13 protein-coding genes are annotated in these 14,441 nt (G+C 32.7%); 12 read left to right on the top strand and 1 reads right to left on the bottom strand.

The genetic code is table 11. The features are described 5' to 3' along the window. Positions 1 to 6: 6 nt before the first annotated feature. Positions 7 to 939 (bottom strand): ribonuclease HIII, encoded by a 933-nt coding sequence (gene rnhC / locus EQ029_RS08525; RefSeq protein ID WP_011276098.1) that lies wholly within the window; start codon positions 937 to 939, stop codon positions 7 to 9. Between the two features lie 280 nt (positions 940 to 1,219). Here rnhC and zapA point away from each other — a divergent pair, with 280 nt between their 5' ends. The 12 genes from zapA (at position 1,220) to EQ029_RS08465 (ending at position 14,372) form a co-directional block, all read left to right on the top strand. Further along, a complete protein-coding gene (gene zapA, locus EQ029_RS08520) occupies positions 1,220 to 1,486 on the top strand; it encodes a cell division protein ZapA (RefSeq protein WP_011276097.1) in 267 nt (88 codons plus the stop codon). Further along, the gene (locus EQ029_RS08515) at positions 1,487 to 2,008 is read left to right on the top strand and encodes a CvpA family protein (protein ID WP_011276096.1); all 522 of its coding nucleotides are present in this window, start codon (positions 1,487 to 1,489) and stop codon (positions 2,006 to 2,008) included. A 74-nt stretch (positions 2,009 to 2,082) separates the two neighbouring features. Then, positions 2,083 to 3,795 carry a DNA polymerase/3'-5' exonuclease PolX gene (polX, locus tag EQ029_RS08510; protein WP_033079885.1) on the top strand — a complete coding sequence of 571 codons (1,713 nt, stop codon included), beginning with the start codon at positions 2,083 to 2,085 and terminating at the stop codon, positions 3,793 to 3,795. 9 nt (positions 3,796 to 3,804) lie between these two features. Then, positions 3,805 to 6,156: an endonuclease MutS2 gene (locus tag EQ029_RS08505; protein ID WP_037557943.1), complete on the top strand. Its 2,352-nt coding sequence runs from the start codon at positions 3,805 to 3,807 to the stop codon at positions 6,154 to 6,156. Between the two features lie 198 nt (positions 6,157 to 6,354). Further along, a complete protein-coding gene (gene trxA, locus EQ029_RS08500; protein WP_011276093.1) occupies positions 6,355 to 6,669 on the top strand; it encodes a thioredoxin in 315 nt (104 codons plus the stop codon). Positions 6,670 to 6,766: 97 nt separating this feature from the next. After that, positions 6,767 to 8,554: an excinuclease ABC subunit UvrC gene (gene uvrC / locus EQ029_RS08495; RefSeq protein WP_057504746.1), complete on the top strand. Its 1,788-nt coding sequence runs from the start codon at positions 6,767 to 6,769 to the stop codon at positions 8,552 to 8,554. A gap of 381 nt (positions 8,555 to 8,935) precedes the next feature. Continuing rightward, positions 8,936 to 9,550: a succinate dehydrogenase cytochrome b558 subunit gene (locus EQ029_RS08490; RefSeq protein WP_011276091.1), complete on the top strand. Its 615-nt coding sequence runs from the start codon at positions 8,936 to 8,938 to the stop codon at positions 9,548 to 9,550. Between the two features lie 124 nt (positions 9,551 to 9,674). Beyond that, complete coding sequence (gene sdhA / locus EQ029_RS08485) at positions 9,675 to 11,441, top strand: succinate dehydrogenase flavoprotein subunit (RefSeq protein WP_011276090.1); 1,767 nt, start codon at positions 9,675 to 9,677, stop codon at positions 11,439 to 11,441. Further along, the gene (gene sdhB / locus EQ029_RS08480) at positions 11,441 to 12,289 is read left to right on the top strand and encodes a succinate dehydrogenase iron-sulfur subunit (RefSeq protein ID WP_016930705.1); all 849 of its coding nucleotides are present in this window, start codon (positions 11,441 to 11,443) and stop codon (positions 12,287 to 12,289) included. The genes sdhA and sdhB overlap by 1 nt, the downstream gene beginning before the upstream one ends. A gap of 175 nt (positions 12,290 to 12,464) precedes the next feature. Continuing rightward, positions 12,465 to 13,265 (top strand): glutamate racemase, encoded by an 801-nt coding sequence (gene racE / locus EQ029_RS08475; protein WP_011276088.1) that lies wholly within the window; start codon positions 12,465 to 12,467, stop codon positions 13,263 to 13,265. Between the two features lie 16 nt (positions 13,266 to 13,281). Next, positions 13,282 to 13,863: an XTP/dITP diphosphatase gene (locus EQ029_RS08470; RefSeq protein ID WP_011276087.1), complete on the top strand. Its 582-nt coding sequence runs from the start codon at positions 13,282 to 13,284 to the stop codon at positions 13,861 to 13,863. Next, complete coding sequence (locus tag EQ029_RS08465) at positions 13,863 to 14,372, top strand: YfcE family phosphodiesterase (RefSeq protein WP_011276086.1); 510 nt, start codon at positions 13,863 to 13,865, stop codon at positions 14,370 to 14,372. Before EQ029_RS08470 ends, EQ029_RS08465 begins: the two co-directional genes overlap by 1 nt. Positions 14,373 to 14,441: the final 69 nt, after the last annotated feature.

The raw sequence follows: 14,441 nt of genomic DNA, 5'->3' as shown, positions 1-14,441 counted from the left end.
ATAAATTTATTTATATTTTTTAGTTACTAAATTTTGGGCTTTTTCTCGATTTTTAAAATGTTTTTTTGAGATTAAATCTAACGTTTCTATTCCATGTTTATCAATAATTTGAGCAGCTATCAAATCTACTTTATTGCTAGCACCTTTAGGAATATCTTGTTTCATTTTATGTGAAATGTGATCCATATGTTTAACAAAGGCATATCTTGAAATAATACTAGCTGCTGCAATTGCTAATGATTTAGATTCACCTTTTGTTTCAAATTTAGTTTTTTCTGGGTAGGGTAGTGAACTTAAAGCGTAACGTTGATAAACACCACGTACTGCAAATTGATCAATAACGATATAATTTAACTCATTGCAATTAATTTTTTGGGTAACATTTTTGATAGCTTCATTATGTAATTCAGCTTTCATTTTAACTTGGGACCAACCAATAGCCTGTCTATCGTTATATTTTGGATTATCAAGCGTTAAAAGTGAATGAGGAATAAATGTAATCAATTGTTCAGCAAGTTCGATTATTTTTTGATCATTTAATTTTTTTGAATCATCCACACCAAGTGTTTTTAAAATTTTAACATTCTCCTTAGAAACATAAGCAGCACAAACAGTTAGAGGACCGAAGTAGTCTCCACTTCCTGCTTCATCACTTCCTATACAATTATAATGATTATAAGCTAATGTTTCACCTGAAGATTGGTTAGAAGATGATGAATTCTTGGAAGTAGTGGTATGATCTGGAAGTAATTGTTGGGCAACAGCTTCCGCATTTTTTCCTTGAAACATGACTTTGCCTGAATTATAAATATTTATCACAGATTGTTTGTATTTAGTTCTCGCTTTCATACCTGGAGATAATTGAGATGTTTCAAATGTAATTTGTTGTAAGAGATGTTGGATTTCAGATTCTGATAATTTATAAACGATGTTTGCCATACGCTAGTTGATCCTCACTTTTCAAAATATAATAAAACATAGATAAGCATAACATATTAAGGACGCTCATCAGAACAGTTATATAGTTCAAATTTACATTAATTAAAATGATTACGCGTTAGCTACTTACCAAACAACATATCCTAATGTATAATAAGTTGTGATATTCTACTACATAAATTGCGTAAAGTGCATACTAAATTGAAGTACAAGATGAGGTGGTTATTTACATGTAACCATTGATAGGCTTTAAGAATAAATAATGTCAGGAGTTATTGCTATGGGAGAATTTAGAAATCGAATCAATGTCACGATTAACGATCAGAATTATACTATCATTGGTGAAGACAGCCCCGAGCATATTCGTTACGTAGCACATTTAGTTGATGAAAAATTAAAAGAAATGGGACGTAAATCAACAGGATTAGATACTACAAGAAAATCAATCCTAACAGCGGTTAATATTATGCATGAAAAGGTTAAATTAGAAGAAGAAAACCGCAAGCTATTACAAGAAATTCAACAATTAAAACAACGAGAAGAATAGATGATTATTGATTTTACGATAGCTATTATTATTGTATATGGTCTTATTATAGGGTATAGAAGAGGGGTATGGTTGAATAGTTTACATTTATTTTCAACGATAGTCTCATTAAATATAGCACATCAATTTTATCAGCGAATTAGTTCGCAGTTAATTGTATTTATACCTTTTCCAAAGACAATTGCATATGATATGAAGTACGCATTTCATTTTAATGATTTGCAGCAACGCTTTGATACAATTATTGCATTTTTACTAATTGCCTCACTTTGTAAGTTGATTTTATATCTTATAATAATTACTTTTGATAATATAGTGACGTATCGAATGATTAACCAAATCAGTAGACTATTTGGTAGTTTAATTAGTGTAGTGATGGCAGTCGTTGCAATACAGTTATCAATCTATGTGCTAGCATTGTATCCAATTGAGTGGTTACAACACAATTTACAACATGCGTACATAGGCAAACTTATCTTGTTTCATACACCATTTTTCTCGTCTTATATTTTAAATTTATAAAACTAAACTGATATAAGGTCAGGACAAGGCTTCTTTGTTAAATGTCCTGGTCTTCTTTTTATGGAGTGATTGGAATGACAAAAAAAGATGTAATTCAATTATTAGAAAAAATTGCTATATATATGGAATTAAATGGGGAAAATACTTTTAAAGTATCTGCGTATAGAAAAGCAGCTCAAAGCTTAGAAATTGATGAACGGCCTCTTGATGAAATTGAAGATGTTACTGAATTAAAAGGTATTGGTAAAGGTGTAGGGGAAGTCATTGATGAATATCGTAAAACAGGTGAATCAAGTTATTTAAAAGAATTACAACAACTTGTTCCAGAAGGCTTGATTCCTTTAATGAAGATTCAAGGATTAGGTAGTAAAAAAATAGCTAAATTATATAAAGAACTTAATATTACAGATAAAGAAAGTTTACAATTGGCTTGTGAAAGTGGAAAAGTGAGCGAACTAAGTGGTTTTGCTAAAAAAACTGAACAAAATATACTTGAAGCAGTTAAAGCTTTAGGAGCAAAAAAAGATAGCTATCCAATAGACACTATACGAGGTTTAAATGGTATCATTATCGATTATTTAGAAACAATTGATAGTATTGAGAGATACTCAGAAGCAGGAAGCTTCCGTCGTTATAAAGAAATGAGTAAAGATTTGGATTATATTATTAGTACGGAGCATCCAGACGAAGTACAACAACAACTTTTAAATATACCTAATAAAGTGAAAGATGTTGTTGTTGGCCAAACGAAAGTTTCATTAGAGTTGACATACGATGATGAGACTATTGGCGTAGATTTTCGCCTTATTGAGCCAGTTGCGTTCTATCACACATTACAACATTTTACTGGTTCTAAAGATCATAACATTCGTATTAGACAAATGGCTAAAGCGCAAAATGAAAAAATAAGTGAATATGGAATTGAACAACAAGATGGTTCGTTACTACAGTTACAGAGTGAGGAAGAGATTTATCAACATTTCGGTAAGGAATGGATTGCACCCGCTTTACGTGAAGACGGTAGCGAATTTGATAAAGATTTAAGTGATATTATTACTTTGGATGATATTAACGGAGATATTCATATGCATACCACATATAGTGATGGTGCTTTTTCTATTAGAGATATGATTGAAGCAAATATTAACAAAGGCTATCAATTCATGGTGATTACTGATCATTCACAAAGCCTTAAAGTAGCAAATGGGTTACAAGTTGAACGTTTATTACGTCAAAATGAAGAAATCAAGAAGCTAAATGAAGAATATTCAGAAATAGATATCTATTCAGGCACAGAGATGGATATTCTTCCTGATGGCTCGTTAGATTATGATGATGATGTGTTATCACAACTTGACTATGTTATAGCTGCGATTCACCAAAGCTTTAATCAATCAGAAGAAGAGATTATGAAACGTTTGGAAAATGCATGTCGAAATCCATATGTACGACACATCGCTCATCCAACAGGACGTATTATCGGTCGAAGAGAAGGGTACAAACCGAATATCGATCGATTAATGAAGTTAGCAGAAGAAACAAATACAATAATGGAAATTAACGCAAATCCTAAGCGATTAGACTTAAATGCTGAAACAGTTAAAAAATATCCTAATGTAACATTAACAATTAATACAGATGCTCATCATATTGAACATTTAGACTTTATGAAATATGGTGTAGCCACTGCTCAAAAAGGGTTTGTTAATAAAGATCGAGTAATTAACACAATGTCTCGTCAAGCATTTAAGGATTTTGTTGGAAATAATAAAAAGTTGAAGAAATAGAGGGATTGTATGAGACAAAAAACATTAGACGTCTTAGAATTTGATAAAATCAAGTCATTTGTAGCTTCGGAAACAATAAGTGACTTAGGGCGTGAAAAAGTGTCTAAGATGTCTCCAGCCACTGACTTTGAAACAGTAGAATTTCAAATGAATGAGACAGATGAAATTTCACAAATTTATAACAAACATCGTTTACCAAGTTTAAGTGGTTTAGCCAAAATTTCACCATTGATTCATCGTGCAAATATAGGTGGCGTATTAAATGTTACAGAGCTAAATTTAGTTAAACGTTTAATTCAAGTTCAAAATCAATTTAAGACATTTTATAATCAATTATTAGAAGAAGATGAACAAGTTGTTAAGTATCCAATTTTGAATGATAAAATGAACCAATTACCAATTTTATCGGATCTTTTCCAAGAGATAAATGAAAAATGTGATACACACGATTTATATGATAGCGCAAGTTATGAATTGCAAGGTATACGAAGTAAAATTTCAAGTACAAACCAACGCATACGACAAAATTTAGACCGTATCGTTAAAAGCCAAGCCAATCAGAAGAAATTATCTGATGCTATTATAACGGTACGCAATGACCGTAATGTTATACCGGTTAAAGCTGAATATCGCCAAGATTTCAAAGGGATTGTTCACGATCAATCTGCCTCTGGACAAACGCTTTATATCGAACCATCATCAATTGTAGAAATGAATAATCAAATCAGTCGTTTACGAAATGATGAAGCAGTAGAACGTGAGCGTATTTTAACAGAATTAACAGGTATGGTTGCTGCCGAAGCAGATGGTTGCTTAATTGCTGAATCAGTCATGGGACAAATTGACTTTTTAACAGCTAAAGCACGATATGCACGCTCAATTAAAGGAACGAAACCTACATTTTACAAAGATAGAACTGTTTATTTACCTAATGCATATCACCCACTATTAAATAAAGATACGGTTGTAGCTAATACAATTGAATTTGTTGATGATATTGAAACTGTCATAATTACAGGTCCAAATACGGGTGGTAAAACAGTTACATTAAAGACACTTGGATTAATTATTATTATGGCTCAATCAGGATTGCTAATTCCGACATTAGATGGTAGTCAGTTAAGTGTCTTTGAAAATGTTTATTGTGATATAGGTGATGAGCAATCAATTGAACAATCACTATCCACTTTTTCTTCACATATGAAGAATATTGTGGAAATTTTGCAAGAGACAGATAAAAATAGTTTAGTTTTATTTGATGAATTAGGTGCAGGTACTGATCCAAGTGAAGGTGCAGCGTTGGCGATGAGTATCTTAGATCACGTTCGTGAAATAGGTTCATTAGTAATGGCTACAACACATTATCCAGAATTGAAAGCATATAGTTATAATCGTGAAGGTGTCATGAACGCTAGTGTTGAATTTGATGTTAATACGTTAAGCCCAACTTATAAATTATTAATGGGTGTACCTGGTCGTTCAAATGCATTTGATATTTCTCGTAAATTAGGACTTAGCTTAGGTATTATTAATAAAGCTAAGACGATGATTGGAACAGACGAACAAGAAATTAATTCAATGATTGAATCTCTTGAAAAGAATTCAAAACGTGTCGACGAACAACGAATTGAATTAGATAGACTGTTAAAAGAAGCGAGAAAAACGCATGATGATTTAGAACACCAGTATGAACAATATAAAAGTTACGAGAAGAAATTGATGGATGAAGCGAAAGAAAAAGCAAATCAACGTGTCAAATCTGCGACTAAAGAAGCGGATTCAATCTTAAAAGAATTAAGAACATTACGTGATCAAAAAGGTGCCGACGTTAAAGAACATGAGCTTATTGATAAGAAGAAACAATTAGATGATCAATATGAAGCAAAATCGTTAAAACAAAATGTTCAAAAACAAAAATATGATGAAATCCATGCAGGTGACGAGGTTAAAGTGTTATCGTATGGTCAAAAAGGTGAAGTCTTAGAACTCGTAAGTGAAGAAGAAGCAGTGGTTCAAATGGGTATCATTAAAATGAAATTACCTATTGAAGATCTTGAAAAGACTAAAAAGAAAAAAGAAAAACCATCTAAAATGGTCACTAGACAAAATCGTCAAACGATTAAAACGGAATTAGATTTACGTGGTTATCGTTATGAAGAAGCAGTAAGCGAATTAGATCAATATATTGATCAAGCCGTTCTCAGCAATTATGAACAAGTTTATATTATTCATGGTAAAGGCACTGGGGCACTTCAAAAAGCCGTTCAAAACCACTTAAAGAAACATAAAAGTGTGAAATCGTATCGTGGCGGTATGCCAAGTGAGGGCGGCTTTGGTGTGACAGTAGCTGAACTTAAATAAGGAATATTAAAGTGTAAGCAGTGTTGTTGATTTTTTTAGAAAATAACGTACAATTAAGCCAGTGAAAATAAAATGATATGAGCGAGATTCGACGATTATTGACAGATAGTTAGTAAGTAGTGAGCAACTGCAATGCACGTACTACTAAAGTCTGTTATAATTTGCTCATCATTCAAAATTTAAGGAGGATTGGCATTTATGGCAATCGTAAAAGTAACGGATTCAAACTTTGATGAAAATATTCAATCAGGCGTTAAATTAGTTGATTTCTGGGCAACTTGGTGTGGACCTTGTAAAATGATCGCACCAGTTTTAGAAGAATTAGCTGGAGATTATGATGGAAAAGCTGATATTTTAAAATTAGATGTTGATGAAAACCCATCAACAGCAGCTAAATTTGAAGTGATGAGTATCCCAACTTTAATCGTATTTAAAGACGGTGAACCAGTTGATAAAGTAGTAGGTTTCCAACCTAAAGAAAACTTAGCTGAAGTATTAGATAAACATCTTTAAGAATAATTTGAACTTATATGAGACTGGGGCATTACATAGAATGTAATAGCTCCGTCTTTTTTATGTGTAGTTAATTTTATGGGAAGGAGGATAAATGTTGTCAGACTACAAAGAGAAAATTAAAAATAAATTAAGTGTAGTTCCATTTGAACCGGGCTGTTACTTAATGAAAGATCGTAATGATCAAGTGATTTATGTCGGCAAAGCCAAGCGTTTAAGAAATAGATTACGTTCATACTTCACAGGTGCACATGATGCAAAAACTACTCGGTTGGTAGGAGAAATCCGAAATTTTGAATTTATAGTAACTTCAAGCGAAACCGAATCCTTGCTTTTAGAATTAAATTTAATTAAACAGTATCAGCCTCGCTACAATATTCTATTAAAAGATGATAAAAGTTATCCATTTATAAAAATTACTAAAGAAAAGTATCCAAAGTTAATTGTTACGCGTACAGTTAAAAAAGGTACTGGAAAATATTTTGGACCATACCCTAATGCTTATTCAGCTCAAGAGACAAAAAAGTTATTAGACCGTATTTATCCTTTTAGAAAATGTGATAAAATGCCTGATAAATTATGTCTTTATTATCACATTGGACAATGTATGGGACCATGTGTATATGATGTGGATCAACAAGTTTATGCGCAAATGACTCGTGAAATAAGTGATTTTTTAAATGGTGAAGATAAAACTATACTTAAAAATTTAGAAGATCGTATGATGGATGCTAGTGAAAAATTAGATTTTGAACGTGCAAAAGAATATCGTGATTTAATACAACATATTCATAATTTAACTAAAAAACAAAAAATTATGTCATCTGATAATACGATTCGAGATGTGTTTGGTTACAATGTCTCTAAAGGATGGATGTGCATTCAAGTCTTCTTTATCCGTCAAGGAAATTTGATACAAAGAGATGCTACAATGATTCCTTTACAACAGCAATCTGAAGAAGAAGAATTTTATACATTTATAGGTCAATTCTATAGTTTAAATCAGCATATATTACCCAAAGAAGTACATGTTCCTAAAAATTTAGATAAAGATATGATTCAATCCGTAGTAGATACTAAAATTGTACAGCCAGCTCGTGGCGCAAAAAAAGAAATGGTAGATTTAGCAAACCATAATGCTGAAGTCGCTCTTGAAAATAAATTCGAGCTAATTGCTAGAGATGAATCACGTACAATAAAGGCAATAGAGGAGCTCGGTGAACGAATGGGTATACAAACACCTATTCGTATTGAAGCATTTGATAACTCTAACATACAAGGTGTAGACCCTGTGTCTGCTATGGTAACCTTTGTTGATGGAAAAGCAGATAAAAAAGGATATAGAAAATATAAAATTAAAACAGTTGACGGACCTGATGACTACAAATCAATGAGAGAAGTTGTTCGTCGTAGATACACACGTGTTCTAAATGAAGGCTTACCATTACCTGATTTGATTATAGTTGATGGTGGGAAAGGACATATGTCAGGTGTATTAGATGTTCTTGAGAATGAACTAGGACTGGATATTCCTGTCGCTGGATTAAGAAAAAATGATAAACACCAAACGTCAGAGTTACTTTATGGACCAAATGCAGAAGTTGTACCATTGAAGAAGAATAGTCAAGCATTCTATTTATTACATCGAATTCAAGATGAAGTACACCGTTTCGCAATTACATTCCATCGCCAAACACGTCAAAAAACAGGATTACAATCAGTACTGGACACAGTTGATGGTATTGGAAGTAAACGCAAGACAAGTTTATTAAGAACATTTGGCTCGATTAAGAAAATGAAGGAAGCAAGTGTAGTGGATTTGAAGAAAGCGGGTCTTCCTGAGAAGGTTGCACTAAACTTGCAACAAGCATTATCAAATGATTAATTAAAAAAAGGGGCTATGAGAATTATTCTCATAGCCCAAAAACATATAAAAAATGTTACAATACAGTTAACAAAAAGTTTATTTTTTTAAGAAAGTATGGAAGCGTTTTCTAATTGAGAAACATTATCATTAAAGTGTTTTTATTAATGATTAATGTAATACTAGCATTTCTCATTAAAACAAATATGATTTATTTACTTTTTTAAGTCCTACTTGTTTACATAGTTCTTAATAGAACCGATATTTATTGATTATTGTCACAATAATTTAACAATGGACAAGTACTAAATAAAATAGTAAATCATTATGATGTTTCTTGATTGAAAAGACTTTCTTATAAATAAACTATTTAAATCAATAGTTTTACAGGGGGGACTCCTTTTGGCAAAGTCTAAAAATGAATTCTACCTTAGACGCGTTCACTCGTTACTAGGTATTATTCCAATTGGTGCATTTTTAGTTGTTCATTTAATTGTGAACCATCAAGCAACACAAGGGGCAGAGGCTTTTAATAAGGCAGCTGGCTTTATGGAATCAATTCCATTTTTATTAGCAGTTGAATTTTTATTAATTTATATTCCAATTTTATATCACGGTTTGTATGGTATTCACATTGCATTTACAGCTAAAGAAAATATCGGTCATTATTCTTTATTTAGAAACTGGATGTTTGCATTACAAAGATTTTCAGGTATTGTGACATTCGTATTTATCTTCATGCATTTATGGCAAACTACAATTCAAAAATACTTCTTTGGTAAAGCAGTTGATTTTGAATTGATGCACAAAACACTTGAAAATCCAATTTGGGTTATCGTATATATCGTTTGTGTTTTATGTGTTATTTTCCATTTCTCAAATGGTTTATGGTCATTCTTTGTAACATGGGGATTCTTACAATCTAAACAATCACAACGTGTATTCACTTGGATCTCTTTAATCGTATTCTTAGTTTTAGGATACATTGGAGTATCTGCAATTTTCGCATTTGTATAAAACACAATTAGTAATCATATATAGTACGTTGAATTTTAGATAAGTATTTTATATCAAGTACTTATCAAATAAGCTTAAGCAATTACGTTAAGTTATCGATATATTTTAGGGGAGTGACTTTTCTATGGCAGAGAAAAAAATTATTGTTGTCGGTGGAGGACTTGCCGGTCTGATGTCAACAATTAAAGCTGCAGAACAAGGTGCACATGTAGATTTATTCTCAATTGTACCTGTTAAACGTTCGCACTCTGTTTGTGCCCAAGGTGGTATTAACGGTGCGGTAAATACCAAAGGTGAAGGGGATTCTCCTTGGATTCACTTTGATGATACTGTTTATGGTGGGGACTTCTTAGCAAACCAACCACCTGTTAAAGCTATGGCTGAAGCTGCTCCATCAATCATTCATTTATTGGACCGTATGGGCGTTATGTTTAGTAGAACTAAAGAAGGTCTATTAGACTTTAGACGTTTCGGTGGTACGCTTTATCACAGAACTGCTTTTGCAGGTGCAACTACTGGACAACAATTATTGTACGCGCTTGATGAGCAAGTACGTTCATTTGAAGTAGATGGATTAGTAACTAAATATGAAGGTTGGGAATTCTTAGGAATTGTCAAAGATGAGGACAATGCTGCAAGAGGAATTGTAGCTCAAAATATGACAACTTCTGAAATTAAATCATTTGGTTCAGATGCCGTTATTATGGCAACAGGTGGACCTGGTATCATCTTCGGTAAAACAACAAACTCAATGATTAATACAGGTTCAGCGGCATCAATTGTATATCAACAAGGTGCTAAATATGCAAATGGTGAATTTATTCAAATTCACCCAACAGCTATTCCTGGTGATGATAAATTACGCTTAATGAGTGAATCAGCACGTGGTGAAGGTGGCCGTATTTGGACATACAAAGATGGTAAACCTTGGTACTTCTTAGAAGAGAAATATCCTGATTATGGTAACTTAGTACCTCGTGATATTGCAACGCGCGAAATTTTTGATGTATGTATCAATCAGAAATTAGGTATAAATGGGGAAAACATGGTTTACCTTGATTTATCTCATAAAGATCCACATGAATTAGATGTTAAACTTGGTGGTATTATTGAAATTTATGAGAAATTTACGGGTGATGACCCACGTAAAGTACCAATGAAAATCTTCCCGGCCGTTCACTATTCAATGGGTGGCTTATACGTAGACTATGATCAAATGACTAATATTAAAGGATTATTTGCTGCTGGGGAATGTGATTTCTCTCAACATGGTGGTAACCGCTTAGGTGCCAACTCATTATTATCTGCAATCTACGGTGGTACTGTAGCTGGTCCTAATGCAATAAAATATGTTGAGAATGTAGAAACAACATATACTGAATTAGATGACAGCATTTATCAAAAACGTGTCGATGAAGAGCAAGAACGCTTTGATAAATTATTAAATATGCGTGGAACTGAAAATGCATATAAACTTCACCGTGAACTTGGTGAAATTATGACAGCGAACGTAACAGTTGTTCGTGAAAACGATAAATTATTAGAAACTGATAAAAAAATCGTCGAATTAATGAAACGTTATGAAAATATTGATATGGAAGATACACAAACTTGGAGTAACCAAGCTGTATTCTTCACTCGTCAATTGTGGAACATGTTAGTTTTAGCACGTGTAATTACAATTGGGGCTTACAATCGTAACGAATCTCGTGGCGCACATTACAAACCAGAATTCCCTGACCGTAATGATGATGAATGGTTAAAAACAACATTAGCTGAATATCAAGGTAGAGAAGAAGCGCCTAAATTTACTTATGAACCAGTTGATGTAAGTTTAATTCCACCACGTAAACGTGACTATACAAGTAAGTCTAAAGGAGGTAAAAAATAATGGCTGACAATCAATCAGTAAAAGACACTCCCGAAGAACTTCGCCAAAATGATAGCAATACAAATGAAAAAGAGCAAAAAGAGCCAAAACAAAAATCAATTAAGTTGATTATCAAACGACAAGATAATCAAGATTCTAAACCGTATGAAGAAACGTTTGAAATTCCTTATAAAGAAAATATGAACGTAATCGCATGTTTAATGGAAATCAGACGTAATCCAGTAAATAACAAAGGTGAAAAAACAACACCTGTTACATGGGATATGAACTGTTTAGAAGAAGTTTGTGGTGCTTGTTCAATGGTTATCAATGGACGTGCTAGACAATCATGCTCAGCAATTGTTGATCAATTAGAACAACCTATTCGTCTTGAACCAATGAGTACATTCCCTGTTATTCGTGATTTACAAGTGGATCGTACTAGAATGTTTGATAACTTAAAACGTATGAAAGCTTGGATTCCGATTGATGGTACGTATGATTTAGGACCAGGACCACGTATGCCTGAGAAAAAACGTCAAACAGCTTATGAGTTATCTAAATGTATGACGTGTGGTGTTTGTCTAGAAGTTTGTCCTAATGTTACGCAAAATAATAAATTCGTTGGTGCTCAGGCAATTTCTCAAGTTCGTTTATTCGACTTACATCCAACTGGTGCAATGACTAAAGACGAACGATTAGACGCTTTAATGAGTGCTGGCGGTTTGCAAGAATGTGGTAATTCTCAAAACTGTGTAAATGCTTGTCCGAAAGGTATTCCTTTGACAACTTCTATCGCAGCTATGAACAGAGAAACAACATTCCATATGTTTAAATCATTCTTCGGTTCAGACCACAAAGTAGATTAATATACATTTAATTATAATTTGAAAAGTAGTTAATGATTCTTAATTGAATTGATTAACTACTTTTTTCTTTATAAAGCATTTTAAGTTATGTATATGAATGCTTAATCGGATTAGTCAAACTCTTAGCATGTATATGATAAAATAAATGTATTATGTGTTATAAGGATGAATGAAGATGAATAAACCAATTGGTGTTATAGATTCAGGTGTTGGTGGGTTGACAGTTGCTAAAGAAATCATGCGTCAATTACCCAACGAAACAATTTACTATCTAGGGGATATTGCAAGATGTCCTTATGGTCCAAGACCTGGTGATGAAGTTAAACAATTTACTACTCAACTTGCTAATAAATTAATGCAATTTGATATTAAAATGCTTGTAATAGCTTGTAATACAGCTACCGCTGTAGCATTAGAACATTTGCAACAAATGTTGCCTATTCCAGTTATTGGAGTTATTGAGCCAGGGTCAAGAACAGCTATTATGACTACTAAAAATCAAAATGTTTTAATTTTAGGGACTGAAGGAACTATTAAATCTGAGGCGTATAGACATCATATTAAGCACATTAATCCAAACGTCCATGTTTATGGTGTAGCTTGCCCAGGGTTTGTTCCACTAGTTGAACAAATGCGCTACGATGATCCTACAATTACAAGTATTGTCATTCATCAAACGTTAAAGCAGTGGAGAAATACTGATGCAGATACGATAATTTTAGGTTGCACACACTATCCATTGTTATATAAGCCTATAAATGATTATTTTGGAGGAGAGAAAAAGGTTATTTCCTCTGGATTAGAAACAGCACGTGAAGTTAGTGCTTTATTAACTTTTAGTAATGAACATGCGAGCTATACACAACATCCAGAGCATAGATTCTTTGCTACTGGAGATACAGTACATATTAAAAATATCATTTTACAATGGTTAAAATTAGATGTTGAAGTTGAACGCATCAGTGTAGATGAATAATCAAGGAGGAATATGAATGGCAGACATCGTAATTGCTACAAATAATAAAGGTAAAATTAATGATTTTAAATCAATTTTTCCCAATGACAATGTGATAGGTATATCAGAACTAATAAAAGACTTTGATGTAGAGGAAACGGGAACAACTTTTGAAGAGAATGCACGATTAAAGTCTGAAGAAGCTGCAAAAGTATTGAATAAACGTGTGATAGCAGATGATAGTGGATTAGAGGTATTTGCTCTAAATGGCGAACCTGGCGTTTATTCAGCTAGATATGCAGGATTAGATAAGAGTGATGATGCTAATATTGATAAATTATTAAAAAATTTAGATGGTATCGAAAATCGAGATGCACGATTTGTTTGCGTCATTAGTATGAGTGCACCTAATGAAACTACTCAAACTTTCAAAGGTACTGTTTCTGGAGTGATTACTACTGAAAGACAGGGTGAACATGGTTTTGGTTATGATCCTATTTTCTATGTGCCTGAAAAAGGTAAAACTATGGCTCAACTTACTACAACAGAAAAGAGTGAAATCAGTCATAGAGGTAATGCAATTAAGAAATTGAATGCTTATTTGGAGAGTGAGAAGTAATGACAAAGTGGCTTATCGTCAGTGACAATCATACAGAATCTGGTATTTTATATCACTTATATGAAGTGCATAAGGATGCTGATGTTTTATTACATTTAGGGGATTCAGAATTTGAATATAATGATACTGAACTAAGCCTATATAGAAGAGTAAAAGGGAATTGTGACTTTTATCCTGAATTTCCTAATGAAGAAGAAGTGGAAATTAAAGGTATAAAGGCTATATATACTCACGGTCATTTGTATTCAGTTAATCAAACTCGTATGCATTTAGCACAAAAAGCTAAATCTCAGGGATGTCAATTTGCATTTTATGGTCATACTCATGTTGCAAAATATGAGTATTTAGATGGTGTACATGTCATAAATCCAGGCAGTATATCACAATCTCGCAGTAGTATTGAAGAAACGTTTGCCGAACTCGTTATTGATGAAGTAAATGGTAGTGCTATTCTAAATTATAGAAATCGAGATAATCATATTATAGAAACGATTGAATTTGAAGTTTGATCTATAGACACTTAAGCATTTAATTAACTCCTAAGTGTTTATTCCAATGAATACAATATTGGTTAATAG

Origin of the sequence: Staphylococcus haemolyticus, from assembly GCF_006094395.1 — a bacterium.
GTDB lineage: Bacteria > Bacillota > Bacilli > Staphylococcales > Staphylococcaceae > Staphylococcus > Staphylococcus haemolyticus.
Note: the sequence above shows the minus strand (reverse complement) of the source record. Positions and strands in the feature narration are given on the sequence as shown.